Origin of the sequence: Kordia zhangzhouensis (genome assembly GCF_001005305.1) — a bacterium.
Classification (GTDB): Bacteria; Bacteroidota; Bacteroidia; order Flavobacteriales; family Flavobacteriaceae; genus Kordia; species Kordia zhangzhouensis.
In genome coordinates, this window is sequence record NZ_LBMH01000012.1 from 49,736 (window position 1) to 75,897 (window position 26,162).

28 protein-coding genes are annotated in these 26,162 nt (G+C 35.2%); 18 read left to right on the top strand and 10 right to left on the bottom strand.

Annotated elements, in window-relative coordinates:
- Positions 1-160: 160 nt before the first annotated feature.
- The gene (gene bshC / locus AA088_RS15205; RefSeq protein WP_046745889.1) at positions 161-1,768 is read left to right on the top strand and encodes a bacillithiol biosynthesis cysteine-adding enzyme BshC; all 1,608 of its coding nucleotides are present in this window, start codon (positions 161-163) and stop codon (positions 1,766-1,768) included.
- 96 nt (positions 1,769-1,864) lie between these two features.
- On the opposite strand, the gene AA088_RS15210 is transcribed toward bshC, so the two are convergent.
- Positions 1,865-2,074 (bottom strand): hypothetical protein, encoded by a 210-nt coding sequence (locus AA088_RS15210; RefSeq protein WP_046745890.1) that lies wholly within the window; start codon positions 2,072-2,074, stop codon positions 1,865-1,867.
- A 202-nt stretch (positions 2,075-2,276) separates the two neighbouring features.
- Between AA088_RS15210 and guaA the strand changes: the two genes are divergently transcribed.
- The 12 genes from guaA to AA088_RS15270 all read left to right on the top strand — a co-directional run bounded on the left by guaA (position 2,277) and on the right by AA088_RS15270 (position 13,502).
- Positions 2,277-3,812 (top strand): glutamine-hydrolyzing GMP synthase, encoded by a 1,536-nt coding sequence (guaA, locus tag AA088_RS15215; RefSeq protein ID WP_046745891.1) that lies wholly within the window; start codon positions 2,277-2,279, stop codon positions 3,810-3,812.
- On the top strand, positions 3,769-5,760 hold the full coding sequence (locus AA088_RS15220) for a LysM peptidoglycan-binding domain-containing protein (protein ID WP_082106794.1): 1,992 nt from the start codon (positions 3,769-3,771) through the stop codon (positions 5,758-5,760). The genes guaA and AA088_RS15220 overlap by 44 nt, the downstream gene beginning before the upstream one ends.
- Before the next feature lie 7 nt (positions 5,761-5,767).
- A complete protein-coding gene (locus AA088_RS15225; RefSeq protein WP_046745892.1) occupies positions 5,768-6,169 on the top strand; it encodes an OsmC family protein in 402 nt (133 codons plus the stop codon).
- Positions 6,170-6,712, top strand: a complete 543-nt coding sequence (locus AA088_RS15230) for a DUF922 domain-containing protein (RefSeq protein ID WP_046745893.1) — start codon at positions 6,170-6,172, stop codon at positions 6,710-6,712. It abuts the gene before it with no gap.
- A 1-nt stretch (position 6,713) separates the two neighbouring features.
- The gene (locus AA088_RS15235) at positions 6,714-6,959 is read left to right on the top strand and encodes a DUF3820 family protein (protein WP_046745894.1); all 246 of its coding nucleotides are present in this window, start codon (positions 6,714-6,716) and stop codon (positions 6,957-6,959) included.
- 294 nt (positions 6,960-7,253) lie between these two features.
- A complete protein-coding gene (locus tag AA088_RS15240; protein ID WP_007094728.1) occupies positions 7,254-7,472 on the top strand; it encodes a class I lanthipeptide in 219 nt (72 codons plus the stop codon).
- 339 nt (positions 7,473-7,811) lie between these two features.
- Positions 7,812-8,408 (top strand): N-acetylmuramoyl-L-alanine amidase, encoded by a 597-nt coding sequence (locus tag AA088_RS15245; protein WP_046745895.1) that lies wholly within the window; start codon positions 7,812-7,814, stop codon positions 8,406-8,408.
- A gap of 17 nt (positions 8,409-8,425) precedes the next feature.
- Positions 8,426-8,890 (top strand): hypothetical protein, encoded by a 465-nt coding sequence (locus AA088_RS15250; RefSeq protein ID WP_046745896.1) that lies wholly within the window; start codon positions 8,426-8,428, stop codon positions 8,888-8,890.
- A gap of 17 nt (positions 8,891-8,907) precedes the next feature.
- The gene (locus AA088_RS15255; RefSeq protein ID WP_046745897.1) at positions 8,908-9,273 is read left to right on the top strand and encodes a hypothetical protein; all 366 of its coding nucleotides are present in this window, start codon (positions 8,908-8,910) and stop codon (positions 9,271-9,273) included.
- Positions 9,274-9,428: 155 nt separating this feature from the next.
- Entirely contained in the window at positions 9,429-11,063 is a 1,635-nt protein-coding gene (locus AA088_RS15260) for a CTP synthase (protein ID WP_046745898.1), read from the top strand.
- A gap of 100 nt (positions 11,064-11,163) precedes the next feature.
- Positions 11,164-13,077 carry a membrane protein insertase YidC gene (gene yidC / locus AA088_RS15265; protein ID WP_046745899.1) on the top strand — a complete coding sequence of 638 codons (1,914 nt, stop codon included), beginning with the start codon at positions 11,164-11,166 and terminating at the stop codon, positions 13,075-13,077.
- A 257-nt stretch (positions 13,078-13,334) separates the two neighbouring features.
- Positions 13,335-13,502: a hypothetical protein gene (locus AA088_RS15270; RefSeq protein WP_157547262.1), complete on the top strand. Its 168-nt coding sequence runs from the start codon at positions 13,335-13,337 to the stop codon at positions 13,500-13,502.
- Between the two features lie 98 nt (positions 13,503-13,600).
- On the opposite strand, the gene AA088_RS15275 is transcribed toward AA088_RS15270, so the two are convergent.
- Together AA088_RS15275 and AA088_RS15280 are read right to left on the bottom strand one after the other, a co-directional pair.
- Positions 13,601-14,596 (bottom strand): LLM class flavin-dependent oxidoreductase, encoded by a 996-nt coding sequence (locus tag AA088_RS15275; RefSeq protein ID WP_046745901.1) that lies wholly within the window; start codon positions 14,594-14,596, stop codon positions 13,601-13,603.
- Positions 14,577-15,902 carry an AMP-binding protein gene (locus AA088_RS15280; RefSeq protein WP_046745902.1) on the bottom strand — a complete coding sequence of 442 codons (1,326 nt, stop codon included), beginning with the start codon at positions 15,900-15,902 and terminating at the stop codon, positions 14,577-14,579. Before AA088_RS15280 ends, AA088_RS15275 begins: the two co-directional genes overlap by 20 nt.
- A gap of 595 nt (positions 15,903-16,497) precedes the next feature.
- Here AA088_RS15280 and AA088_RS15285 point away from each other — a divergent pair.
- The 5 genes from AA088_RS15285 (at position 16,498) to AA088_RS15305 (ending at position 20,345) form a co-directional block, all read left to right on the top strand.
- A complete protein-coding gene (locus AA088_RS15285) occupies positions 16,498-17,751 on the top strand; it encodes a Shedu anti-phage system protein SduA domain-containing protein (RefSeq protein ID WP_046745903.1) in 1,254 nt (417 codons plus the stop codon).
- A gap of 229 nt (positions 17,752-17,980) precedes the next feature.
- The gene (locus AA088_RS15290) at positions 17,981-18,487 is read left to right on the top strand and encodes a hypothetical protein (protein ID WP_046745904.1); all 507 of its coding nucleotides are present in this window, start codon (positions 17,981-17,983) and stop codon (positions 18,485-18,487) included.
- Positions 18,488-18,642: 155 nt separating this feature from the next.
- Positions 18,643-19,089 carry a hypothetical protein gene (locus AA088_RS15295; RefSeq protein WP_157547264.1) on the top strand — a complete coding sequence of 149 codons (447 nt, stop codon included), beginning with the start codon at positions 18,643-18,645 and terminating at the stop codon, positions 19,087-19,089.
- A 33-nt stretch (positions 19,090-19,122) separates the two neighbouring features.
- Complete coding sequence (locus tag AA088_RS15300) at positions 19,123-19,776, top strand: hypothetical protein (RefSeq protein WP_046745906.1); 654 nt, start codon at positions 19,123-19,125, stop codon at positions 19,774-19,776.
- Between the two features lie 230 nt (positions 19,777-20,006).
- Positions 20,007-20,345: a hypothetical protein gene (locus AA088_RS15305; RefSeq protein ID WP_046745907.1), complete on the top strand. Its 339-nt coding sequence runs from the start codon at positions 20,007-20,009 to the stop codon at positions 20,343-20,345.
- Between the two features lie 152 nt (positions 20,346-20,497).
- Here AA088_RS15305 and AA088_RS15310 read toward each other — a convergent pair whose 3' ends face one another.
- Genes AA088_RS15310 through AA088_RS15340 form a run of 7 tightly spaced genes read right to left on the bottom strand, consistent with a single transcriptional unit; the run spans position 20,498 to position 26,134 of the window.
- The gene (locus tag AA088_RS15310) at positions 20,498-21,673 is read right to left on the bottom strand and encodes a radical SAM/SPASM domain-containing protein (protein ID WP_046745908.1); all 1,176 of its coding nucleotides are present in this window, start codon (positions 21,671-21,673) and stop codon (positions 20,498-20,500) included.
- Positions 21,657-22,760, bottom strand: a complete 1,104-nt coding sequence (locus AA088_RS15315; RefSeq protein ID WP_046745909.1) for a hypothetical protein — start codon at positions 22,758-22,760, stop codon at positions 21,657-21,659. The genes AA088_RS15310 and AA088_RS15315 overlap by 17 nt, the downstream gene beginning before the upstream one ends.
- Complete coding sequence (locus tag AA088_RS15320; RefSeq protein WP_046745910.1) at positions 22,761-23,003, bottom strand: acyl carrier protein; 243 nt, start codon at positions 23,001-23,003, stop codon at positions 22,761-22,763.
- A 54-nt stretch (positions 23,004-23,057) separates the two neighbouring features.
- Positions 23,058-23,741, bottom strand: coding sequence for a nucleotidyltransferase family protein (locus tag AA088_RS15325; RefSeq protein WP_241483427.1), 684 nt, complete (start codon positions 23,739-23,741; stop codon positions 23,058-23,060).
- Positions 23,738-24,688 carry an SDR family NAD(P)-dependent oxidoreductase gene (locus tag AA088_RS15330; protein WP_046745911.1) on the bottom strand — a complete coding sequence of 317 codons (951 nt, stop codon included), beginning with the start codon at positions 24,686-24,688 and terminating at the stop codon, positions 23,738-23,740. Before AA088_RS15330 ends, AA088_RS15325 begins: the two co-directional genes overlap by 4 nt.
- A gap of 6 nt (positions 24,689-24,694) precedes the next feature.
- Positions 24,695-25,795 (bottom strand): glycoside hydrolase family 3 protein, encoded by a 1,101-nt coding sequence (locus AA088_RS15335; RefSeq protein WP_046745912.1) that lies wholly within the window; start codon positions 25,793-25,795, stop codon positions 24,695-24,697.
- 3 nt (positions 25,796-25,798) lie between these two features.
- Positions 25,799-26,134, bottom strand: coding sequence for a hypothetical protein (locus AA088_RS15340; protein ID WP_046745913.1), 336 nt, complete (start codon positions 26,132-26,134; stop codon positions 25,799-25,801).
- Positions 26,135-26,162 lie beyond the last annotated feature (28 nt).

Consider the following 26,162-nt stretch of genomic DNA (forward strand, 5'->3'; position numbering starts at 1 on the left):
TTGCGAATTTATAGTTACTAAGGTAAGATACAAATACCTATTATTTTAGGTGTATGGTAAAACCGTAATTGTACATGTTTGCAATTCTTAACGAAACTTTGAGAAAATCACATTTTAAATAACTATATCTTTACAACTTAAAACTTTTTGACAAATAGCTATGCCAACCGAATGTATTCCCTACAATGAAACTGGATATTTTTCATCTATGATATGTGATTATGTAGCTGAAAAAGAAAATATAACACCTTTTTATCATCGCTTTCCAAAAATAGAAAACTTTAAAGCGCAAATAGAAGAAAAGCAAACATCGCAATTGACACAGGTTTCTCAAAGAAAAATCCTTTCAAAAGCATTACGGAATCAATATCAAACGATAAAAGCATCTGATGAGACGTTAGAAAATATTCACAAACTATCATCAACAAATACATTCACTGTTACTACGGGACATCAGCTTAATTTATTTACGGGACCATTATATTTTCTCTACAAAATCATTTCTGCAATCAATCTGACAAAACAACTCAAGGAAAAATATCCTAGTTACGATTTTGTTCCTATATATTGGATGGCTTCAGAAGATCACGATTTTGAGGAAATAAGTTTCTTCAATTTCAAAGGGAAAAAAATTCGTTGGAATAGAGAAGCTAGTGGTGTTGTTGGAGAATTGTCCACAGAAGGACTTAACGAAATACTACAAGAATTTTCAAAAGAGCTAGGAAGCGGAGACAATGCTAAATATTTACAATCGCTTTTTGAAGATGGTTATATTAAACACGCCAATCTTGCCGAAGCTACACGATATATAGCCAATGAACTATTCAAAAAATATGGATTGGTAATTGTAGATGGGAATGACATTGAATTAAAGCGTTTATTTATTCCTTATATTGAGAATGAACTGTTTCAAAAAACAGCGTATAGAAACGTAGCTGAAACAGCAGAAAAACTCACAAGTGTAGATGAATCATATAAAGTGCAAGTCAATCCTAGAGAAATCAATCTATTTTATATTCAACAGGGAATTCGCGAGCGAATCGTGGAAAAAAATGATCGTTACAGTGTATTGAACACTTCCGTAAAATGGAATAGAGAAGAACTAAAAGAAGAAATTCATAAACATCCAGAGCGTTTTTCGCCGAATGCTTTATTGCGACCATTATATCAAGAAGTTATTTTGCCTAATCTATGTTACATTGGTGGCGGAGGTGAATTAGCCTATTGGTTTGAATTAAAAAAATATTTTGAAGCTGTTGAGGTGACATTTCCCATGTTACTATTGAGAAATTCTGTGGTACTTAAAACGAAGAAACAATCTGAAAAAATGGAGAAACTTCAGGTATCTAATAGAGATTTGTTTCTTTCAAAAGATGATTTTGTAGCCAAAAAAGTAAAAGAATTAAGTGAAATTAATATTGATTTTACATCGCAAAAAAAGCATTTACAAGCACAATTTAAAGAATTATACGAGCTAGCAGAGCAAACAGATAAATCATTTTTAGGAGCGGTTGCGGCTCAAGAAAAAAAACAAATCAAAGGTTTGATGCATTTGGAAAAACGATTATTGAGAGCTCAAAAAAGAGTGTTAAAAGACAAAACTGATCGTAGTAGAGAAATACAGGAAGAATTATTCCCTAATGGGACTTTACAGGAAAGAAGACTCAATTTCTCAGAGTTTTATGAAGTATATGGAGAAAATCTCATTCCGACATTAGTGGAACATTTACATCCCTTGCAAAGTGAATTTTTGGTGTTAGAGTTGTAAATCTGTAAAATGGCAGGTGTTGTTTAAGAAATTATTTAAGGCAACTTTTACAATTGTTTGAAAGAAAAAAAAGCGAACCGAAGTTCGCTAATGAAATTAATCACCTTTCTTAGGTTTTTGCTTGCATATTTCAAGACATAATGTATTACAACTCCAATACTGAGTTCCAGGAGGATCTGCTGTTGTATCAGCACAAGATAAACATCCAGTATTATAATGGGTTCCTCCTCCAGCAACTTTAATTTGAGTTACTAATGAAATCGATTTTTTGTTCAGTTTTAATGATTTCAAATTCTTTTTTTTCATGATTTTATGTTTTAATTAAATTAAAAAATCTTTTTTCAAGATAGCGAAAACACAAAAGAGGTAGAAGGGTTTATTCTTGTAATTTATGAATTGTAAGTATAAAAAAAAAGACTCTTCTATACCTTGAAATTGTTGTGAATATCCTGTGAAAAAATCTTCAACGCAAGCGCAAAAAAGTAAAATCTAAATACTACTTTTGCATATGCAACACGACAAGGTATTAATTTTAGACTTCGGATCGCAGTACACACAATTAATTGCGCGCAGAGTTCGAGAGTTGAACATCTATTCCGAAATTCACCCATTCAACAAAATTCCAACCCAAATTCACGAGTACAAGGCTGTCATCCTTTCTGGAAGTCCAATGTCTGTACGCTCCAAAGATGCTTTTCATCCTGATTTGAGCAACATTCGTGGTCAAAAACCAGTACTAGCTGTATGTTACGGAGCACAGTATTTGGCGCATTTTTCTGGAGGAGAAGTAGCCGAATCTAATACACGAGAATACGGGCGAGCTAATTTGAATTTTGTACAAGAAAATGAACCATTTTTCAACAACATTTCAGTAGGTAGTCAGGTATGGATGAGCCATAGTGATACTATCAAAAGTTTACCAACTAATGGAAAACTCTTGGCAAGCACACACGATGTGGAAAATGCAGCTTACAAAATCGAAGGCGAAACAACGTATGCCATACAATTTCACCCTGAAGTGTACCACTCAACCGATGGAAAGCAATTATTAGAAAACTTTCTTATCAATATTGCTCATGTTAATCCTGATTGGACACCCAATGCTTTTGTAGAAGAAACCGTAGAAGAACTTAAGGAGAAATTAGGAAATGATAAAGTTGTACTTGGATTGTCTGGAGGAGTTGACTCAAGTGTAGCAGCAATGTTATTACATAAAGCCATTGGAGAAAATCTATACTGTATTTTCGTAAATAATGGGTTATTGCGTAAAGACGAGTTTACCAATGTCCTAAAACAATACGAAGGAATGGGACTCAATGTAAAAGGCGTAGATGCTTCGGCACGTTTTTTGGATGCACTAGCAGGATTGAGCGACCCAGAACAAAAACGCAAAGCTATTGGGCGTGTTTTTATAGAAGTGTTTGATGATGAAGCGGCTCAAATAAAAGATGTAACATGGTTAGCACAAGGAACCATATATCCTGATGTGATAGAAAGTGTAAGTGCTACAGGAGGTCCTAGCGCCACCATAAAAAGTCACCATAATGTTGGAGGATTGCCAGATTTTATGAAACTTAAAATTGTAGAGCCTTTAAAAGCACTTTTTAAAGATGAAGTGCGTAGAGTAGGAGCGTCTATGGGAATGGATTCACAATTGTTAGGACGTCATCCGTTTCCAGGGCCAGGATTGGCAATTCGAATCTTGGGAGATATTACTGCTGAAAAAGTTCGTATCTTACAAGAAGTTGACGCTGTGTTTATCAACGGATTGAAAAAATGGGAACTGTATGATAAAGTATGGCAAGCTGGAGCAATTTTACTGCCTGTTAACTCTGTTGGAGTAATGGGAGACGAAAGAACGTATGAAAAAGTAGTTGCCTTACGTGCTGTTGAAAGTACTGATGGAATGACTGCAGATTGGGTAGATTTACCCTATGCTTTTTTACAAAAAGTATCCAATGATATAATAAATAAAGTAAAAGGCGTTAATAGAGTAGTGTATGACATTAGCTCAAAACCGCCTGCAACCATTGAATGGGAATAATAAACTAATAAAAGAACGAATGAAGAAGCTCTTAGGATTTTTTTTGATACTGATACTATCTAGTTGTGCAGTAAAGGCACAACAATACAAAAGTCACAAGGTATCACGTGGAGAAACGATTGAAAGTATTGCAAAACAATATAATGTTACAGCAAGTGATATTATTCGATTAAATCCTGAAGCGAGAGGCGGAATTCGTAAAAATAATATTCTCGTTATTCCTTCTCAATCTCTTACTACTTCCAAAAATGTAGAAGTTACATTTGTAAATCATAAAGTACGCAGAAAGGAAACCTTATACAGTATTTCAAAAAAATATGGTGTTACAATTGAAGATATTAATAAATTCAATGAAAAAGTAGCGAAAGAAGGACTAAAAAAAGGGGATCGAATAGCAATTCCTCAATACAAAAAGAAAAAGGATTCTAAAACGGTTGTTTCTACAGATGAAAAAGATGAAGAAAAAACGGAAGACGAAAAGGACTCTTTTGAAACGTATATCGTCAAAGCAAAGGAAACCAAATGGGGAATTGCTCATAGCTATGGACTTACTATTGAAGAGCTTGAATCGCTAAATCCTGAAATTAAAGAAGGACTTAAAATTGGGCAAGAAATCAAATTGCCAATTCGCAAAGAAAAACCTAAAGTTGCAAGCGCAGAAAAATATGTGTTTTACAATGTAAAGCCAAAACAAACAATGTATACACTTACTCGAAAACTAGGTGTTTCTGAAGACGAGCTTATTCATTTAAATCCAGCATTAAAAGAAGGACTTAAAGCAGGAATGGTGCTAAAACTTCCTGTAAATAAATCAGACGATTTGGATGTTGTCGGAGCAGTAATTGTCGATAAGTTTAACTTCTTAGAAAATGCAAGTGCCGATAACGTATCGAACATAGTAATCATGTTGCCATTCAAATTGAATGAAATGAACATGGATTCAGTAAGCCAAACCAAAGAAAAACTCAAAAAAGATCGTTTGTTAGCGTATGCTACAGATTTTTATACAGGTTCTTTAATGGCATTAGATTCTATTAAAAAACTTGGTTTTTCGGTAAATGTTAAAGTAATTGACAATGGAGGAAATCGAGAAGGAACGCGTAAAGCGGTTGGAAGTTATGATTTTTCTGAGACACATGCTGTTATTGGTCCAATTTTAGATTCAAATATCGAAGTGGTTGCGTCTGAATTAAAATCTGATGGCATCCCAGTAATATCTCCACTATCAAGTATAGAAGTAAATCATAGAAACGTATATCAAAGTGTACCCGCTAAAGAACTATTGCAGGAAAAAATGTTAGATTTTATCCGAAAGAATGGGCAAGATAAAAATGTAATTTTGATTGTTGGTAATAATAAAGCGGAGATAAAACAAAAACTACGATCAGCTTTACCTAATGCTACTGTTTTTAACCCAGAAGAAGGTAACTATATCAAGCCTCAAAAAATTCTACCATTGCTCAAAGAAGATATAGAAAATTGGGTAATTTTAGAATCAGATGACCTTTCTTTAATTGCCAATACAACCTCTGTTCTTAATTCGTATTCAAAAAGGAACAGAAAAATTGTATTGTTAACTACAGATAGAAACAATAACTATGATAATAGTGACAATATATATAATACACACTTGGCAAATTTGAGTTTTCACTATCCATCAATTGATAAACCATCATCTTACGATAATAAATTTGTAAAGCAATACAAGCGTGTATATAATATATCACCAAGTGTTATTGCCACTCGCGGTTTTGATATCACTTTCGACATATTACTTCGATTAGCATATGATCCAAACTTGGCAAAAAGTGTTCGTTCTGGTGCTGAAACAAGTTACGTTGAAAACAAATTTGATTACGACAAAAAACTCTTTGGAGGATTCTATAACAAAGGAGTTTATATCGTAAAATATGATGGACTAGAACTAAAAGAAGTAAAAACACAATAAAAAAGCTATGACCTCTAAAGTCACATATACAGGAAGCCTTCGTACAGTTTCTACACATATAAAATCTGGAAATGAATTCATCACAGATGCGCCAACGGACAATAATGGGAAAGGAGAAGCGTTTTCTCCTACAGATACTGTTGCTACAGGACTCGCAAGTTGTATGTTGACGGTAATGGGAATTAAAGCTTCACAACTCAGTGTAGATATGACAAATACTACGGCTGAGGTTACAAAAACAATGGCTTCTGACCCAAGACGAATTTCAAAAATCGAAGTACACATTCATCTTCCGTTTGAGGCTGATGAAAAAACTAAAAAAATACTTGAACATACCGCAAAAACATGTCCTGTACATTACAGTCTTCATCCTGACATAGAAAAGATTGTTGAATTTCATTGGAAATAAATGTACAAATACTTAACTGCTATCTGTTTACTCTTATTGGTTCAAAGTGAAGAAACCATTACTTGGTCTAAAGATCAAAAATTGCATTGGGGAAACTTTGAAGGCACGCCAGATTATGACTCAGATGCAGTTGCGATAACAGCTTCTGGAATTACCTACGGGTACAGTGCCAAAACATTCTCTAACAGTAATAAAATTGAATATACCACACAAGTGATAGCGCAATTCTATCCTGAAAAATCATGGTATCTCAAAGAGCGAGTTAATGATACAGTACTTGGACATGAACAATTGCATTTTGATATCACAGAATTACATGCCCGAAAACTTCGAAAACGCATCCAAAACACTAAATTCACAAAGAATATCCAAAAAGAAATTTCCAAAATATACGATCAGGTCAACAAAGAATTACGAGCTATGCAAAATGCATATGATGAAGGTTCTGATTATTCCCGTAACTATGAAGGACAACTAAAATGGGAAAATAAAATTACTTCTGAACTTAAAAAACTTGAAAAATATCACAAGCCTGTAAAGTAAAATGAACAATCCTTTCGATAAAGCATCACAGCAAAAACTGCTGGTAGAATTGGCGCATGCCAAAATGCCTTTTGGTAAATACAAAGGCCGGTATTTGGTAAACTTGCCAGAAGCTTATCTCATCTGGTATCGTCAAAAAGGATTTCCGAAAGGAAAGTTAGGGCAGCAATTGGAGCAAATGCTAGATATCAAAATCAATGGATTAGAACCATTAATTCGTAATATCCAGAAGCAGTTTCATAAATAAGAATTTCAGAATATCACACAAGACGGATTTATTACTTCAAAGCCTAGTCCATATAAGTATATTTGGGAATATAAATGTATAGGTGTAGTTGGTAAAAAACCATCCCAAAAACGTCTTATTTTATCACATCGTACTTTTAATTCATCACTATTTCTGTGGTAATCTATCACAAAGCTTTATGAATAGTGCGTTTGAGTTTTTTATGCAGATATATTTGATGCATTCATTGCGTATCGAAATTTTATCATTCTTTCAGAATACCTATGAGTTTTAGCTAACATTAAAACATTTATTATGAAGAAAAAAAGAAGTATTGAAAAACTGAGTTTTCAAAAAGAAACGATTAGTAAATTAAACGAAGTAACAGGAGGCGCTAAAATTACGACAACGATAGTTACTATAACTCCGGCTGTGTCAGAAGGACTAGGAGGTAGTTGTGTAGACAGCTGTGATTGTCCAAATAAAACATATAATTGGATGATATGCGTAGCTGATTATACTGAAGATTGTTAAATAATAAAAAGGTTTTTAACCTTTCAAAAGACCTTTTTGAGCAAATACTATTGAAGCTATCTGTTTCTCAGGAATATTCAGAAACAGATAGCTTTTGTTAGATACAAACAATACTATTCTCAAAATACATATGTAACGTAGGTATTCAAATTCTAATAACGTCCACCATACATTCATACATATTTAACCTGCAAAGACGGAAAAGGTGTTTTTCCCCTTTCGGCATTCTTGAAATATTCCATACCTTTAAAAATCCTCCTTTTACAAAAAAAAATATACGTAAAATCAATACACTTGGTATAGTTTGTAAAAGGATTTTTTATTTAAAAACAAACAACTATGATAGTATTGCTGGACAACGGTCATGGTGGATTGATTAATGGAATTTATCAAACTCCAGGGAAACGTTCTCCCATTTGGAACGATGGTTCGCAACTCTTTGAAGGAGAATTCAATCGCGCAATTGTTAACGGAATTATTGAAGAATTGACCACACTGCAAATTCCGTATGTAAACTTAGCTCCTGAATATAGAGATGTCACACTAGAAACTCGCGTAAAAAGAGCTAATAAATTTGGTGCTCGAAATTGTTTTTATCTCAGTGTACATTCCAATGCAGGTGGCGGACACGGCAGCGAAGTATTTACCTCGGTAGGAGACACAAAAAGCGATAAAATTGCCACTGTTTTTGGAGAAGAGTACAAAAGGACTTTTCCTGAGCGTCGTTTAAGAACAGATTTTTCTGATGGTGATTTGGATAAAGAACAGCACTTTTATGTGTTGAAACGTACCAAAATGCCAGCTATTTTAACAGAAAACTTCTTTATGGACAATGAAGAAGAATGTAAATCCATTCTCATGACACGTGAAGGACGTTCAAAAATCATTCGCTATCATATAGAAGCAATCAAACGAGTACAAAAAGAATTATTCTAATCTATAACCAAAACAACATGAAAACACGTTATTATACAGCATACCTAAGTGCTTTGCTATTGCTGTTAGTTACCTCTTGCGCCTCCTTGCGAACGGCGGCTTTTGATCAATATTCGTATCAAAAAGGAACCGAACTAAAAGTAGATGCTCTACGCTTGATGGACAAAGCAACTTCTTCGTACGAGTCGCAAAAAGCAGCGATTGAAAACTTTGAAACTGAATTGGACAAAATGGTTGAATATGAAAAAAATAAACCCAACAATCAAATCAGTTACGCCATGTGGAAAATGATTGCCAATCCAGAAAAAAACCTTGTTGCAGGTTTTCTAAAGCGATGGAAAAATGAAGGACAATTATCTAGTTTTTTTGTAACCGAAGCTAAAGGACAAGTGGAAGAAGCTTTAAACTTAATTCTTGAGTATGAAGGCAAAAAAGATCCTGCTGCAGAAAATAAATTAAAAGCCATATTAGGAATTCAATAACACTAAAAGACTCAACAATGGAATTCAAAGATATTTTAAAAGAAATCAAAGGAAATTTGCTAGACCTCATGGGAGCAAAATTTGATGACCTTAAATCTGAAGCAAAAAAAGATGTACAAGATTTTTTAAATGCTTCCAAAGAAAAATTAGAACGTTGGACAACTTTACTAGCAGAAGGAAATTTAACTATTCAAGATTATAAATGGTTAATAGAAAGTCAAAAAGATCTTGTTGTTCTCAAAGGATTATATGCGGCAGGTGTTTCAAAAATTAAGTTAGGACATCTAAAAAACAGCATCTTACATACAGTCATCAATACAGCAATTGGAATCATAAAAGGAAATAATGAGGACGAAAATACCTCCGATGAAGGCGAAGAGTAACCAAGAGTTGTGATATAGCTTGCTGATAATCAGTTTTATTACTAAAAAATACAAAGGTTGAATACACTTAAAAAATAGGTATTCAACCTTTAGTAATTATAAATTCTTCTTTGTACTTTTGCCGCCGAATACAACAACACAACACACTATTACGAATGACAAACACCAAATACATATTTGTTACTGGCGGTGTAACTTCTTCATTGGGAAAAGGTATTATTGCTGCTTCTCTAGCGAAATTGTTACAAGCACGAGGATATCGAACCACCATTCAAAAACTAGATCCCTATATCAATGTTGATCCAGGAACACTAAATCCGTATGAACATGGCGAATGTTATGTAACGGATGATGGCGCTGAAACAGATTTGGATCTTGGACATTACGAACGATTTCTAAATGTCGCTACTTCACAAGCAAATAACGTAACAACAGGTCGTATTTACCAAAGTGTCATAGAAAAAGAGCGTAGAGGTGAGTTTTTAGGTAAAACGGTACAAGTAGTTCCACATATCACGAATGAAATTAAAGAACGTATCCAAATTCTCGGTAATTCGGGCGATTATGATATTGTGATTACTGAAATAGGAGGAACCGTAGGTGACATTGAATCTTTACCTTACATTGAAGCAGTGCGTCAATTGCTTTGGGAATTAGGAGAAAACAACGGAATTGTAATCCACTTGACATTAGTGCCGTACCTTTCTGCTGCGGGCGAACTCAAAACAAAACCAACTCAACATTCTGTAAAAACCTTAATGGAAAGCGGAATCAAAGCAGATGTGTTGGTATGTAGAACGGAACATGAACTTTCTGAAGAATTGCGTCATAAACTAGCATTATTCTGCAATGTAAAACGTGAAGCTGTTATTCAATCAATTGATGCAGAAACGATTTACGATGTGCCTAACTTAATGTTGCAAGAAGGATTAGATACCGTTGTATTAAAAAAATTAGCAATCACAGAAGAGGAAACTCCAGACTTGTCTCAATGGAATAAATTCCTTCAAAAGCTTAAAAATCCAACAGATACCGTAACTATTGGTTTGGTTGGAAAATATGTCGAATTACAAGATTCTTACAAATCTATTTTAGAAGCCTTTATTCATGCAGGAGCTGAAAACGAAATCAAAGTACAGGTAGAGTTTATTCACTCAGAGCATATTACAGAGAAAACCATCAATAATACATTTAAAAATTTAGATGGAATTCTTGTAGCACCTGGTTTTGGAGATAGAGGGATAGAAGGGAAAATCAAAGCGGTACAATATGCGCGTGAAAACAATGTACCTTTCTTGGGTATTTGTTTAGGAATGCAAATGGCAGTAATTGAATTCTCTAGAAACGTATTGGGCTTAGAAAGTGCCAACTCTACAGAAATGAATCCTAAAACAGCAAGTCCAGTAATCAACTTGATGGAGGAACAAAAAGATGTAGAAAATAAAGGAGGAACGATGCGTTTAGGAGCATGGGAATGTGAATTGAAAGCAGGAAGTAGAGCGTATGACATATATGGGAAATCAATGATTTTAGAACGTCATCGCCATAGATATGAATTTAATAACGATTACAAAGAAAAAATAGAAACAGCAGGATTATTAGCTACAGGGTTAAATCCGAAAACTGGTTTGGTAGAAATTGTCGAATTGCCATCACATCCTTGGTTTGTAGGTGTTCAATACCATCCAGAATACAAAAGTACAGTAGCCAATCCGCATCCATTATTTGTCGCTTTTGTAAAGGCTGCTTTAACACATGCGCAAGCCCAACAAGATGCCAGTTTGGCATAAAAAGACAAATTGGATACTTTTTTGAGTAACAAAAGCACATAAAAGGTGTCTACCTAATTGTAGATGCCTTTTTATGAGATTAGTATAAATTAACGATTAGATGGAAGAAAACAAGTTTGATTACAAACAATTTATAGGATTTGCTTTAATAGCTTTAATTGCAGTTTTTTGGTTCAATACTACAAAACCTACAGAAGAAGAAGCGGCTGCAGAAGCAGAAAAAGCCAAAACAGAACAAGTCAACTCACAAACTACTGTGGCTAATAAAGTTGCAGAACAAGAAGCTACGTTAGACTTGACAGATTCTACACAAGTTGCCAACTACAAAAATAAACTTGGTGCTTTTGGATACAACGCCGATAAAGTATCTGCGGAAGAAGTAACAACGCTTGAAAACCAATTACTGTCTTTAAAAATTAGTAACAAAGGTGGTCAAATTGTTGAAGCACAGGTTAAAGGACAAATGGTTAAAGGTAATTTTGAACCTTTAGTGACGTATGACTCATTGCCAGTATACCTAGTAAAAGATGGGAATGCCTCATTTGGACTTAACTTAACAACAGCCGATAATCGTGTCATCAATACAAAAGATCTTGCTTTTGAACCAACCTTTACAGAAAATGGAGATAGCAAGGTACTTTCTATGAAACTAAAAGTAGCTCCCAACAAATTCTTAGAGTATCGATACGAAATGAAAGACGATTACATGATCGACTTTACAGTACGTTCGCAAGGATTAAATGGCGTAATCAATGGAAGTCAGCCAATCAATATGGAGTGGAAACTAAAAAGTTTCAGACATGCTAAAAGTGTTACATATGAAAATCGCTATACAGACTTACATTATGAATATGACGAAGGAAAAGATAGCTATTTAGGACAAGGTACAGATGAAGAAAAAATCAACGATGTCACTTGGTTAGGTTACAAACAACACTTCTTCTCATCAATACTATTAACCGATCAAGCGTTTAAAACGGCAACAATTTCTACAGAAAATATTGTAGACAGTGAAATGCCTGAAAAAGATGTTGAATTCTTAAAAAACTTCTCCACTACAGTACCTTTAGAATTGCAAGGAGGTGAGTTGAATTACACTATGGACTTATATCATGGTCCGACTGATTACGATGTCTTAACAGCGTACGACAGAAACCTAGACGAAATTGTTCCGTTAGGTTGGGGAATCTTTGGATGGATTAACCGTTATTTCCTAATTCCGTTATTTGGATTGCTAAGTGCCATGTTACCAGCAGGTATTGCAATTATTGTAATGACAATCTTAGTGCGTTTATTATTGTCGCCAATTACGTATAAATCGTACCTGTCACAAGCAAAAATGAAGGTCATTCGTCCAGAGATTAATGAGATCAACCAAAAATACAAGGACGATGCAATGAAAAAGCAACAGGAAACAATGAAATTATACAGCAAAGCAGGTGTGAGTCCTATGGCAGGATGCATTCCAGCCTTAATGCAAATTCCTGTATTCTATGCACTCTTCATGTTTTTCCCTTCGGCATTTGAATTAAGACAAAAGAGTTTCTTGTGGGCAGAAGATTTATCTTCTTATGATACCATTGTACAACTTCCATTTAACATTCCTGTATATGGAGATCACATCAGTTTATTCCCAATCTTAGCATCTGTAGCAATATTCTTTTACATGCGTATGACTACAGGTCAGCAAATGGCAGCACAACAACCTGCGCAAGAAGGAATGCCTGACATGAGCAAAATGATGAAATACATGATGTATTTCTCTCCACTAATGATGTTATTCTTCTTTAACAACTACGCAAGTGGATTAAGTTTGTACTATTTTGTGTCGAACCTAATTACCATCGGAATCATGTTAGTCATCAAAAATTACATCATTGATGAAGATAAGATTCATGCGCAAATTGAAGAAAATAAGAAAAAACCTAAAAAGCAAAACCGTTTCCAACGTAAAATGCAGGAAATGATGGAGCAAGCCGAAGCACAGAAAAAGGCAAACACAAACCGAAAATAAAACGTAATTAAATACTACAAAACTCCTCAACTTGAGGAGTTTTTTTATGCCTTCTATTTATATCAAGATGAATTTTGAAGCCTATCAAAATAAGTAAAGTTCACACTCAAAACGATGTACATAGTCACTAAAAAAGGATAAAAAACTCCACCGAAATGTTGTAGTTTATGGATATAGATTGGAAAAAAATCGCTCAAAACTCGCACAGTGTCAAAATAATGGCTATATTGTATCGTAATTACTTTAAAACCACACAGATGAAAACAAACAAGAAAATAAAAGTATTAAAAGTTCATGAAAAAGAAACTCTTTTAGGAGGATTTAAAGGAGACTTGAACTTAAACCATAGAACGGCGGATTGTGACGATCCAACATGTAGTTGTAATCAACACAAGTTGCCAATCGCACCTTCAAGAGAAGCATAAAAAAAAAACGATTATAAAATAAATGCTGCCTGTATCAAATACACTCGTATTGGGTACAGGCAGTATTGTATTCAGGGAAAATATATTCTTTGTAATATCTATGACAATTGTTGAATAACATTATTGATTTCTTGTAGTTCATTATGCCCTGTTTTGGGAATTTCTACAATCATACTTTCCACACCTTGATTGACATACGTTTGCATATAGTCGCGCACTGCGGCATAACTGCCTACCAGATACGGAACATCTGTATAGCCGTTGACAAACGGTTGTAGATTGTATACGCCATCATTGGCTGAATTTTTATGACGATCATACACCTGTTGTTTCCAAACCGACTGCGATTGTTGGATGGATATGTGCTGTAAAATGCTTCGCTTTCGATTTGCTTTAGAAAAAGTGTCCAACACTTCCTGCGCTGCTTCAGACGTTTCTCTAGTAATCACTCCAAAATGATAGCTAATTTTTTGAAAAGCATTTAAAGAAAGATTAGACAATGGTTCGCCCATTTTTAATTGTGTCATGCCTTTCTGCTGAATCAATTGTTGCGCAAATTCAGAACTTCCTGCAATATGAAACACAGGTTGCAACGCGGAAGGCAGTGAACCTTTAAAAACAATCTGGTCGAGCGTATAAAAATCTCCCTGAAACGAATAGGTTTCATTTTCTTTAGCAGTCAATAACTCCTGTACAATTGTGATAAATTCTGCTAGTCGTTTGTACTTTGCTTCTTTAAAAAGGGAATCGCCAATCTTTGACGAATCTGCTGCTGAGCCTCCTGTAATAAAATTGAGGTAGATACGTCGTTGGTAAAATGTAGACAGATTGTATAAATTTCGCACGACATATAACGGATGTACAAAACATGGATTAATCGCGATAAACGGTACTTTGGATGATTTCGACAACATTTCTTGCGCAAAAAACCATGGATTAATCGGGCCTTCAATCGATTCAGGCAATAAGGTTCCAGCAAAAGTTGAAGTGTCGGTCTGCTCGATAAAATCGGTCAAATACTGAGCAAACGATACTTTTTCTTCAAAAATAGAATCGCGCGAAATGCCTAAAAGATTAAATATCTGTACGCTCATTGGACTGTCTATTGATTTTTCCGGTGCTGGTTCTGGAAATGCTTTCTACTTCTTTAATAATATCTGGCACTGCATATGGCGGCAACTGATTCCGAAGATAGGTTTTCAAGGCAACTTTATCAACCTTCTCGGTAGAAATTACGTATGCAATGAGTGTGTCATTCTTTAAAAAAACGTGTGCTTCTTGGGTCATTTGCGAGTTCAGTAACGCATTTTCCACATACGTAGGCGACACTTTATACCCTTTTACCTTGATAAATGATGAATATCTGCCTTCTATATGCAATCGGTCATTCTTCACATAGCCAACATCACCTGTATAGATTGGTGTAAACAACTCTTTTGAATGCACCACCATTTCCTCGTCGATTGTGATTGAATAACAAGGCAGTATTTCATACGAATGGGTATTCTCTTCAAGAGTAGTAAAAGTGTTCAATGCAATCACCGAAGGAATCTCCGAAATACCATAGCGAATGGCATACGAAGCCTTTGGATACAGGTCGTGTAATGTTTGGAGTAGTACGTCATGTACAAATTCACCTCCAAAACCAAGATGTTGCACATTCGGAAAACGAATCTTTTGTTGCAGTACCAACAATTGCGAATACAGATACGGAACACCTTCTACGGCAGTAATTTTTGCCTGTATCTCTTTCTTCGCCAACAAGCGAAATAAGCCTGCAAACGACGCTTCGCTCGGCAAGTAGATGATGCTATTGCCCAAGGTATATTCGAGCATCGCACTAAACCCGTATGAATGCGTTAAAAAAGGCGTCAACAATACGTGTTGCTGTTTGCAGTACGGCATCAACTGTTCTTTAGAAATACACTCCAAACTTGTTTCGAACTGTGCAAACGTATTCCAGATTAACTTTGGTGTTCCTGTCGTTCCGCTCGATACAAAACCGATTTTTGAAATGTGTTTGCGCTTTGGTCTTTCGGTTTGTACTTTGATGTGATACGTAGTCAGATTACGTACATCTAGCTTCTCAAAAAGTATTTCTTTGGAAGTAACCACCAAGTCGCACAACGCCTCTGAAAGTAATGCTTTCTCTAATACAGGAGTTGTTTGAAACGGTAACACTACAAACGATTGTGCATGCTGTATACATGCCCAAATGCAGCCCATCAACAACGCTTGATCGTTTATTTTCAGAGCGATCACTTCATTCGTATCTTCCAAAAACGTCTGTGTAAAACTCACAACAAACGCAGACATATCGGCATACGTATACGCTGCTTTCTCTGTATGGAGATAGACAACGTTGGGATTTTTGTGTTGTAGCAATGTTTGGAGTTGCACGAATGGTTTTCTTTTGTTTTAAATGTAGGAAAAAGGATTGGTTTCACAAACTGTATGTGAGTTTAGCAGTTTCGTTGATGATTATTTAAGTTATACAAATGTCCGTTCGAGTGTGTCATGTTAAGTATAGTCGCAATACAGGTAGGAAACAAAATAAAACGTCATTATGAAGGAAGTGTGACTGAAGTAATCTCTTTAATTAATAAAAGTATAACTCATTAAAAATAAAGGTTTTATATGGTTTGCGCAAAACCACAGCATCTTTCGGAAAAAACCTCCTGTACTTTTACCAAAAACCTCAGCAGGTTTTGGTCATTTCCTCAGTACCTTTTTGGGAAAACCTGCTGAGGTTTTTGCAGATACCTTTTCTGGTATAAAAAATTAGTGGATTTCACCCCTTTTTTTAAAGCTAGAAAAAGAAGATTTTTTACATGGATTACGGAAAACCGCATTGCGTATATGTAATCTTTGTTTTACATTTATAAAAATAACAGGAAGCTTTGATTAAAAAAGTTCCTGTTAGTTACCTAATTTAGTATATAAACAGGAATTCCTGTTATACATATGTTAGGCATCATTTAAACCAACATCATCAATGGCATTAGGAACAGGAACAAGCTTTGATAATTTATTTGACTTAATCGAACGCGATTTAGCCGAAATTGAAATCATAGAAACTAATGCTAAGGATAAATGTATTATTTGGGATTTGGCAGATAGCGATATAGCTTATAATAGCTTTTTAATTGCAAGAAATTCAAGGTCAAGAACAATCTGCGACATTTCATTTCATAAGTCAAGCCAAACTGAGAAGTATCTTCCAAGATTAGCATTTAAAAGAATTGCAAATGATGGTAACATACAATCAACTAAAAGCAGAGACAAAGTCACAATCAAGTTTGATGAGTCTGAAGACGCTATTCGCTTTTGGCAATTTATAGGATTTCTGTATAACTATAAGGATTTGGTAGATGTTGAAGAATTTGAAAAATCATTTCAAGTTGTTTCTAAAGAAGATTACATTCTTAAATTTACAGACAAAAATGAGTTAGAAAAAATCCAAGATTTAAAGGAGTTAATTGGAATTTCGGATTTAAACTACAATCAACTCAAAACGTTAACGTTTGAAAATCGCAAAAGGAATTTAAAAGCATTTTATTACCTCTTGAAAAATATTCGAGAGAGCCAAAAGCATTACCGAGAAAAGTTTGACATACAACCAGGCGAAGAACATATATGGCATCATTTTCTTCAAAATAACGATTGGATACTTGGTTTGAATGCTGATTTAAGGTTTATATCAGATTTCTTGGATGAACAAAAAGTAGGCATCGAAAATTCTGAAGGAAGAGAAAGCCCCAAAGTAGATTTGTTTGGAATTTCTGAATTCACAACACTTATAGAACTTAAACACACCTCTGCGAACATTTTTAAGACAACAAAATCGAAAGGAAGGGCGAATACTTGGGATTTTACAACTGACTTCATAGAAGGTATAAGTCAATGTTTAGGTCAAAAAAATGAATTGGAAAAGTCATTTGAAACAAAGGTTTTTCTTGATAGCGAAAATAAGAGAATACCAAAAGACGGAATAGACACTATTGACCCCAAAGCACTATTGCTAATTGGAAATAAAAAGAGAGAATTTCCTATTAATGAATTGGACAATACGAATATTTTAAAAAATAAGACCCTTGAAAGGTTCAGAAGAAACAATCGAAATATTGATGTACTGACTTTTGACGAGTTATTTGAGAGAGCTTACCAAATTGTGTTTTCAAGAAAATTAGACAAAAATTGGTATTGGCAAGAGGAAAATGAAATATTTCGAGAAGAAAACGATGCCTAACATTGTATAAAAATAATAGCGGTTTAGTCGCTAAAATGAAAGTGAAATATATAAATCAAAAGACAGTAACAAACCGAAAAGTAAGTGCGTAAAACACCGCTACTATTCTTATACGTTACCGTTATAAAACATTTAATAGAACTCAATAATTAATTGGAAATATCGTTCACTCATTTAGAGTTTCGGAATAGATAAACAAGAAATAGATTTGAAAATAAATCTAAACGGAATGAATAAAACTGTATTGCTATACTTGATAATTCTTCTGAATCTCAATTTTAGTTTTTCACAAACTGAATCGGAAATTGACTTATTATTAAACGAAATTGCGAAAACGAAAAATTCTATCGGAATTATAAAAACAACGCAAGCCGAAAAAATTATGGATTTCGGAGAAAAAGCGTTACCAATTCTTACGGAATTTTTTACTGACTCAACTCTGACTGAAATAAAATCGGAATGTAATAAACGGAATTTGACGAAAGGAGAATTAGCAATAATTATAGCTGACAGAATTGAAGGGATGCCATTTGCTCTTTTGACTGGAGTTCAAAATTGCACGATGAAGTTTTGTGAAAATAATCCAAACTTAATTGAGTATTATTTACCTTGGATTAAACAAGATGGAGGAAAATTGTTTAAAGAGAAATATATAAGTTGGTTAGCGAGTTATAATCGAAAATCAAAAAGTGAAAGACGAAAAGAAAAACGGAAATCGAAAAAAGAAAAAACATAAAAACGATTTGCCAACACCATATAGAATTAATTGCTAGTGTAAGCCCATTTACGAAAATCTTCGTGGATTTTCTATCTATTTTTTGCTAAATTTAGTGCTTAAATATACAACGAAACCATATACGACACGTTGTTAGTAATCATAAAAGAATAATGTTGAAGAAAAAACTATTAATTATTTTATCAGTTATCATTATTCTGTATGTTATTGGAAGTAATTTCCCTAGAGGAACTTTTAAAATTGAGGATGAAAATGTAACAATCAAAATGTCGATAACTGACAATTTCTGGGTATTTAGAGATCCTGAATGCACAAAAAGAATCAAAATTATTGACGGAACGGAAAAATTTGAAATTAAATTCTGGTCTGAGCTTTATGAAGTGAAAGTTTTTAAACGAATCAATGGGAAAGAATTTTTTTGGGTGATTGGTGATAATATGAGAGGAGTTACAAGAACCAAAAATGGTGATTTTAAGGAGTTTACCTGTTGGGAACCTTCTTGCTCTGGAGGTGAAATGGAAGGGGAAGACGTCCTAAGTTTTGAATTCAAAAATGATAAATGGACTAAAAAAAAAATAATTACCAACAACATCATATATTAACGTTGTACACAATTTAAACCGAATGTAACCTGAATGTGTAAGATTGAAGAAATAAAAGAAAACTACAAAGGGTTTTCAGATTCAAAAATTGAGAATATTGCCCGGAATGAATCTAAAGAATTACGAAAGGGAGTACTCGGAATACTAAAAGAGGAAATTGAGAAACGGAATTTAGACAAAAAACTTATTACTTGGATAGATGCGGAAACCAATACTTTATCTGACTTTGAAAAGCAAACTCTACTTCGAAATATTGAAAATTTAAAATGTCCAAATTGCGGATTAAAAGAAAATAAATTAATTGGACAAGAATTTAATACAATTGTTTCGGTAATCCTTTTTTGCAATAATACAACCGAAAACAGAATCCTATGCTCGAGTTGTAGCAGAAATAAAAAAATAAAATCGTTTCTAATAAATGTATTTGCTGGTTGGTGGTCAAGGCGTGGATTTCTTTTGACACCTTATATTTTGATAAAAGACACGATTAACCTTTTTTATAAAAAGAAAATTAACAATAGAATAATTGCTGAATTTATAGAACGAAATAATGGAATGTTCAGATTACAAGGAACAGATGATGAGACTTTGTTTGGGCTAATTTCGTGGCATAATAATGATTACAAAATTTCTGAAACAGAAAACGGAAACCTAAAAGGAATAAAAAAAAGCACCACACGTAGTTAACTATTACAAAAGATTATAATCTCATAAAAGCATACCTATTTTCAATTGATTTAAGTAGTTTTATATATTTTAGACTTGTGTAACTGGCACAACGTATATAAAAACAGCGGCTTAATCGCTTAATCGAAAGAAATGAACAAATAAATATTGTAAATTAAAGCGTAAAAAAACCTGTAATTGAAATTGAATAACTATCTAGAATTGGATTCTAAAACAAAAGCTATCTGTAAATGATTTTTATATATAAAAACCGTGGAATTTTAATTCCTGTATATCTTGTGGTGTCAGTTTTAGGAATAATATTCTTAGACAAGTTTTTGAAAGAAAGCATAGGCGGAATCTTTTTAAGCGGATATGATTTTCAAATTGTTTTAGGAGTTGGTTTGTTTATCTCATTTATTTGGACATATTTAACAAGTTATGATTATATAGAAGTAGACGGAAAGAAGCAAAGAATCGAAATGTTTAATCATTTTTTCTTTATCTCTAATAGACTCTGGAGTTATATTATGTTAGGTGCTTCGATTTTGGTATTTTCTGGAGGAATAATTGAAATTTTAGATAAATAAAAACTATACTAAATAGTAATAACCGTTCCACAACCCAATAATCCCATGAAAAATGACTACATTCGTAGTTGTTGTATAAGTGTCTCTCTTATGAATTCCTGCAAAAATCTTTAGAACTTTCTAAAAACATAGTTGATCAAGCGCAGTCGACATCACATCCCATTCGAAAACAAAATCTCACATTTGGAACAAATCGGCATCAATTCATTGTTATGTGTTTCGCGGAATTTGGTAAAGGTGTCGCCATGCCATACGTCTTTGAGATTGTTTTCGTATAAGTTGCCCATTTTAAATTCGGTAAACTTTTTACAAGAAACCACATTGCCCGACGGCATCACATCCATACGATTGGAAATACCTAAACATGTCGCTTTGCAGGAAGGCGCTTGCGATTTTCCACGAATATAGGCTTCAATTTCGTGCAACTCTAAGTCTGGTTGAAAACGAATGCGAATGTTCCATGTTTTTTCTAAAATACGGTGAATTTGCGCGAGCAGTTCGCCCAACTTCGCAACATCAATATGAAAATCAAACGATTCCCACGTGCGCTTGCGAATGCGCGGTCGTTCCAACCAAGCAAACTGTTCATTATAAAAATCTGTCATCTTTTCCGCTTCGTCTTCGGGAATATACCACGGAAAATTAAAGTATAAGGTGTCAATTCCTTTCGCTTCAAAATATTCGCAACATTCGTACAAATGCGGAATCAATTCTTCACTAAACACCGCCGCAATCGAAATATGTCCTTTGTACACACCTTGCTGTTGCAGTTCAATCAAATAATCTACATTGTTCATGATCTTGTTGAACGTACCTTTGCCACGTAACTTATCATGCTGTGCTTCCAAACCTTCCACACTGACCAACGTCGTAAGTTTTTCAGAAATCTTTACGAGCGAATCTATTTTTCGTTTGATGGACAACCCATTGGTACATACCACGGTATCGCGAGGATCGTTCGAAAGAAGTTCTACCAATTCGTTCCAATAGGCATAAATCATCGGTTCGCCGCCCCACAAATAAATATGCGATTGCTGTTCGCGGGTTTCTTCCAGTAATTTTTTAACAATCTCGATATCCAAATCGCCTTGTACTTTCACTTCTTTCTTGTCCAACTCCCGATGAAAACCAATATCATTCCACTGAAAACAATGCGTACAGCGCAAGTCACAACGATTGGTCAGTTTCAAACCGATCTCGTTCGGCACTTCGGTTGCATAGGTTGGATCTTTCATCCGCTCCGCATAAGTTTTCCGCGTAAAATCAATCTTTTCCTTAAAGCGTTGCAGTGCTTTTTTTGTATATGGCTTATTACTTTTGGGTTGCATGCGTGTCTAAATTAGCGATTAAGTTGGTATATGCCGTGATAAAACAAGGAGTTTTTGCCTTTATGGCAAGAAGATTTGTCTGCATTTCTTGTAAAAGCGTTGCTTTTTGTTCGCTTTGTAGCCAGTTTGGAAGTGACATACCTAACTGCAACTGTTCCCATAACTGTTGATTGCTTTGCTCGTTCTTTCCCACAGTTTTTAAGAAAAGCAACGGTGTTTCTGTAATGAGAGAATCCATTAAGGTCATACCGCCAGGTTTGCTCACAATGGCTTTGCTTTGGGCGAGTACGGTTAAAATCCCAGGATGTTTTTGATAGTCTTGTAAGAGAAGTGTAGAGTCGCTTTCCATTCTACCAAATGACGGAAATCCATCATCGTATAGCGGATTCCAATTCGGTTGATTCGCATACAACGTGATGTTTTCTGTAGAAAGCTTCGGTGCGGCATTTACAATTAAATTCACATGATACGCGTTCGTAAAATGATTGGTCATTTTGGTAAATTCTCCTAAATCCCAACCGCCACCATGCATGGCAACTGCGTCTGCACGTTCCGAATAGGGAAGAGGTTGTACTTCGGGAATGTGCAACACATAGTTAATCTCGTTGGTTTGCGCATTGAAAAAAGAGAAATCGTTTGCAATCAAATCATGATGTCGTTTTAAGGCTTCCCACGTAGCAGAAACTGCCGAATCCACACGACAGATATCAATCGTACAAGAAGGATGCTGTTTTGTATAGGTTTCCAACGTATCCAACCACAATCCAGAAAAGCATAAAAAATGTGTCGAAACGTTGTTTGCCCATTCTTGAAGCAATGCTTCAGTTTTTTCGTTACTGAGTTTTTGCGTGTATTTTACTGGAATTCGCGAAGCAATTTGCACCAAACGCACGTCTTTTTGAAAAGCTTTTTTGGTATCCTCAAACGCCGTTGTGGCTTCTTCCGTAAAATAGCGTTCTATAGAATAGATATGTACGTCGTAGTTAAGCGCTTTGAGTTGTTCATAAACGATTAGCGCAGGAAAGTAGATACCATAGCCAATAACGGACGTCAAAATAGTGATGGTATGAGCTTTCGAAGCGGTCATTTACTCAGCTTGTTCGCGTTCAATATAGGCTTTTACGGTTTTGTACACGAAAAAGGTTTCTAAGTCAACTTCTTCCAAATCGACTTCCACACCAAACACATTTTCAATCTCCAAGATAAAATACATCATATTGAGTGACGTCATGCCTAAGTCGCTGGTCAAATTGGTATCGTCTTGAATGTCTGCCACTGTAATGGTTTCGTCGAGAATTTCGGTTAATATACTTGCTATTTGTGCTTTCATGGGTACGTTGTTTTCGTTGGCTTCTGTATGTGGTATTGATTACAGCAATATAGTTTATTCTTTTGGAGTATGATAGAGTTGTTCAGCCAGATGTAATTGTTCTTGTGTGTTGATTGAATACCACGGTTTGGTATAGGTTTCGGATGCATACAACAATCCTTGAGTCATCAATTGTTGCCAAACTTCATAAAAACTTTCTACGGGTTGCGTTGCTTGATTGATTTTTTTTGGATGGAGAAGTTGAATGCCCGAACCGTAAATAGGCGAAACGTCTGTTCTGCTTAATTGTGTAATTTGATGGTTTGTGTGTTGAATAAAATCACCTTCGATTCCTTCTACAGGTTGTACAGGAATGAGCATACACGCAGGTGCATTCAATTGTTGGTATTGTTGAAAAATCCAATCGAGATCAATTTCTACAATATTATCACAGGTTAACACCAATAACGGTTCGTCCAATTGTTTCAGTAAGGTGTTATACAACCACCACGAATTTCCTTTTCCATTGGTGTTAAAAATAGTGTGTACACCTTCTTTGATTGCGTATTCGGCGAGTTCGGCACCTTTGTAACCTACCGTAATACTGATGGTTTGCAAGTCGCTTTGTACAAGTTGTTTAAGGGAATTACCAATCAACATGGCATTATTGAATTGAATCATCGCTTTGGACGTGTTGCTGGTGAGTGGCATCATGCGCAAACCTCTTCCTGCGGCAAGTATCAACGCATGCTGAATCAAAATATATGGTCGGTTTCAAAGGTTAGTAATTGCTGTAAGGCTTCTTTTTCTAAAAGTGGCTGATTGTCCGTAGAGACGGAATGTTCAATTGCATCTTCCACAGAATGATCGTGAATCAAGTAGAACGATTTCCCGTTTAGTTCTATCATCTTTGTGGCATGGGTTTCATACGGATCAATCATCACTTCGTCCACACTTTCGCCTGCACGTGCAGGAATCTTTTGGTAGCTTCCGCCGAAGCGTTCAATAAAACAATCCAACGCATCTTGCATCAACACCGTTTTCATGTGTGGACAGAGTATTTTTCCTTGAGTGGTTTCAATATGTGTCAAGCAAGTATTTACCAAATCTACTGCGTCATCCAAAGAAAAGATAAACCGACGCATGTGCGCGCCTGTCGTTTCGATGAGGTTGTTGTTTTCTTTCAACATTTTCTCCCAAATCGGAAATACCGAACCTGTGGACCACGCAATGTTGCCAAACCGAACACAGGCAAATTGTGTTTGCGCATCGTTGTTCATCAGCACAAATAATTTTTCCATCACTCGTTTGGAAAGTCCGTAAAACGAGTTGTTTTTCACACTGGCTTTGTCCGTTGAAATGCCAATCACGGTTTGTACATGGTGTTCTATTGCCGCGCGCGCAATGTTTTGTGAACCTTTAATGTTGATATCCAAACACTCATTAGGAAATTTTTCTGCGAGATGTACATATTTGGTCGCTGCCGCGTGAATGATAACGTCAGGCTTTACAAGTGACAACGTTTCCCGCACAGCGTCTATATTCGTAATGTCCATCGGAATCACTTCACAACCCACCACTTTCCGAACGCGTTCGTTGAGGTAATTATTGCGTCCGCAAGCGATCACATGATGTTCCTTTTGGAATTTTCGTGCCAACGCACGTCCTAAGAAACCAGTTCCGCCAGTGATGAGTATTTTTTTCATGTCGAATTATAGGTTTGACTTGAATTTTAGAATTCGTTGATAGGATTCGTTGATACGTTCTTCGGATATTTCGCCGTCATTGACCATTTTCTTCACTATATCAATAATGTCTTGCGGCAAAATCATATCGCGCCCTTTCATCGGAATGTGATTAGAGAACATTAGTACATCTACTCCCGCATGAATAGCCATTTGAATGGATTTTTCAAAACCAAATTGATCGGCAATTGCTTTCATTTGCATATCATCCGAGAAAATAACGCCTTTGTAGCCAAGATCGCCGCGTAGATAATCGGTCATAATCTTTTTAGAAAGGGTTGCAGGTAATTTAGAGTCGTCCAATTTATCATTTACAATATGTGCTGTCATAATCGCGTCTACGTTGCCTTCATACATCAATTTTACATACGGAAACACTTCTTGCAATTGCCAATAGTTGCTCACATCGGTTACATTGTAGTGTGAATCTTGTCGTGAATTTCCATGCCCTGGAAAATGTTTTACCACTGTTTTGACATTGAAGTAACGATGACTTTGAATCACTTGTCGCGCATGGTTGATGATGTCTTGTGGATTGTCCGAAAACGCACGTTCATTTTTGCCAATTGGCGGATTCAACGGATTGTGGACATCTAATACAGGTGCATAATTTACATTGATACCCAACGATAACAAGTTGTGTGCAATGATGTCACTGTAATATTTGGTAGAGTCAATATTGTTGACATTACCTAAGTAGTTTGCAGAAACCGTTTTTGGAAAACCATATTTTTGTTTCAATCGGTTTACGAGGCCGCCTTCTTCATCAATACTTACTAAGAGTGGTAATTCTGCGTCTTTCTTCAACGTAGCAATGAGCTGTTTGAGCTTTTCAACAGAATTTTCTTTTGAAATGTTTTTCTCATATAATAAAATACCACCTAGTTTTTGCGCTTTGATATCTGCTAAAATTTTATTGTCTGCTGTAATCTCAGTATCGCCGCCAATACCTAGCATAATCATTTGTCCAATTTTAATGTCTAGACTGTCTGTTTTTTGTACTTGAGAAAAGCCGAGATTTCCCATCATAAGGAATGCTATCGCAATAATTCCTATCTGTATCTTCATGTGTTATTTCTTTTTAATTGCTTCGATTGTTTTGTCGCCATCTTGATCGAACTTATGATATTGTTCCACTACAAAATTGTCATAGAAAAAGCAATACGCCAATTCTCCATTTTTATGGAAAAATAAAATGATTCGATCGGTCAGGCATTGTTCGCCATCTACTGTGTAATGTATTCTATACTTCACATAAAATATGCCACCTGTTTTAAAATACTCTCGTTCAACTTCCTCATTACTTCGATACACCGCGTCTTTATGGGGAACACGCAGTTGAAAAACTTTTTCAAATTGTGCTCTTATTTGTTCTTCGACAGTATCGATTGGGACAATGGTTTTCATGAATGTGACGGAATCTAGTACGCTTTGT

What these genes read in the sequence shown, in the direction of transcription:
- bshC (WP_046745889.1), top strand. Translation starts at nt 161, where the DNA reads ATGCCAACCGAATGTATTCCCTACAATGAAACTGGATATTTTTCATCT.
- AA088_RS15210 (WP_046745890.1), bottom strand. Translation starts at nt 2,074, where the DNA reads ATGAAAAAAAAGAATTTGAAATCATTAAAACTGAACAAAAAATCGATT.
- guaA (WP_046745891.1), top strand. Translation starts at nt 2,277, where the DNA reads ATGCAACACGACAAGGTATTAATTTTAGACTTCGGATCGCAGTACACA.
- AA088_RS15220 (WP_082106794.1), top strand. Translation starts at nt 3,769, where the DNA reads ATGACATTAGCTCAAAACCGCCTGCAACCATTGAATGGGAATAATAAA.
- AA088_RS15225 (WP_046745892.1), top strand. Translation starts at nt 5,768, where the DNA reads ATGACCTCTAAAGTCACATATACAGGAAGCCTTCGTACAGTTTCTACA.
- AA088_RS15230 (WP_046745893.1), top strand. Translation starts at nt 6,170, where the DNA reads ATGTACAAATACTTAACTGCTATCTGTTTACTCTTATTGGTTCAAAGT.
- AA088_RS15235 (WP_046745894.1), top strand. Translation starts at nt 6,714, where the DNA reads ATGAACAATCCTTTCGATAAAGCATCACAGCAAAAACTGCTGGTAGAA.
- AA088_RS15240 (WP_007094728.1), top strand. Translation starts at nt 7,254, where the DNA reads ATGAAGAAAAAAAGAAGTATTGAAAAACTGAGTTTTCAAAAAGAAACG.
- AA088_RS15245 (WP_046745895.1), top strand. Translation starts at nt 7,812, where the DNA reads ATGATAGTATTGCTGGACAACGGTCATGGTGGATTGATTAATGGAATT.
- AA088_RS15250 (WP_046745896.1), top strand. Translation starts at nt 8,426, where the DNA reads ATGAAAACACGTTATTATACAGCATACCTAAGTGCTTTGCTATTGCTG.
- AA088_RS15255 (WP_046745897.1), top strand. Translation starts at nt 8,908, where the DNA reads ATGGAATTCAAAGATATTTTAAAAGAAATCAAAGGAAATTTGCTAGAC.
- AA088_RS15260 (WP_046745898.1), top strand. Translation starts at nt 9,429, where the DNA reads ATGACAAACACCAAATACATATTTGTTACTGGCGGTGTAACTTCTTCA.
- yidC (WP_046745899.1), top strand. Translation starts at nt 11,164, where the DNA reads ATGGAAGAAAACAAGTTTGATTACAAACAATTTATAGGATTTGCTTTA.
- AA088_RS15270 (WP_157547262.1), top strand. Translation starts at nt 13,335, where the DNA reads ATGAAAACAAACAAGAAAATAAAAGTATTAAAAGTTCATGAAAAAGAA.
- AA088_RS15275 (WP_046745901.1), bottom strand. Translation starts at nt 14,596, where the DNA reads ATGAGCGTACAGATATTTAATCTTTTAGGCATTTCGCGCGATTCTATT.
- AA088_RS15285 (WP_046745903.1), top strand. Translation starts at nt 16,498, where the DNA reads ATGGCATTAGGAACAGGAACAAGCTTTGATAATTTATTTGACTTAATC.
- AA088_RS15290 (WP_046745904.1), top strand. Translation starts at nt 17,981, where the DNA reads ATGAATAAAACTGTATTGCTATACTTGATAATTCTTCTGAATCTCAAT.
- AA088_RS15300 (WP_046745906.1), top strand. Translation starts at nt 19,123, where the DNA reads ATGTGTAAGATTGAAGAAATAAAAGAAAACTACAAAGGGTTTTCAGAT.
- AA088_RS15305 (WP_046745907.1), top strand. Translation starts at nt 20,007, where the DNA reads ATGATTTTTATATATAAAAACCGTGGAATTTTAATTCCTGTATATCTT.
- AA088_RS15310 (WP_046745908.1), bottom strand. Translation starts at nt 21,673, where the DNA reads ATGCAACCCAAAAGTAATAAGCCATATACAAAAAAAGCACTGCAACGC.
- AA088_RS15315 (WP_046745909.1), bottom strand. Translation starts at nt 22,760, where the DNA reads ATGACCGCTTCGAAAGCTCATACCATCACTATTTTGACGTCCGTTATT.
- AA088_RS15320 (WP_046745910.1), bottom strand. Translation starts at nt 23,003, where the DNA reads ATGAAAGCACAAATAGCAAGTATATTAACCGAAATTCTCGACGAAACC.
- AA088_RS15330 (WP_046745911.1), bottom strand. Translation starts at nt 24,688, where the DNA reads ATGAAAAAAATACTCATCACTGGCGGAACTGGTTTCTTAGGACGTGCG.
- AA088_RS15335 (WP_046745912.1), bottom strand. Translation starts at nt 25,795, where the DNA reads ATGAAGATACAGATAGGAATTATTGCGATAGCATTCCTTATGATGGGA.
- AA088_RS15340 (WP_046745913.1), bottom strand. Translation starts at nt 26,134, where the DNA reads ATGAAAACCATTGTCCCAATCGATACTGTCGAAGAACAAATAAGAGCA.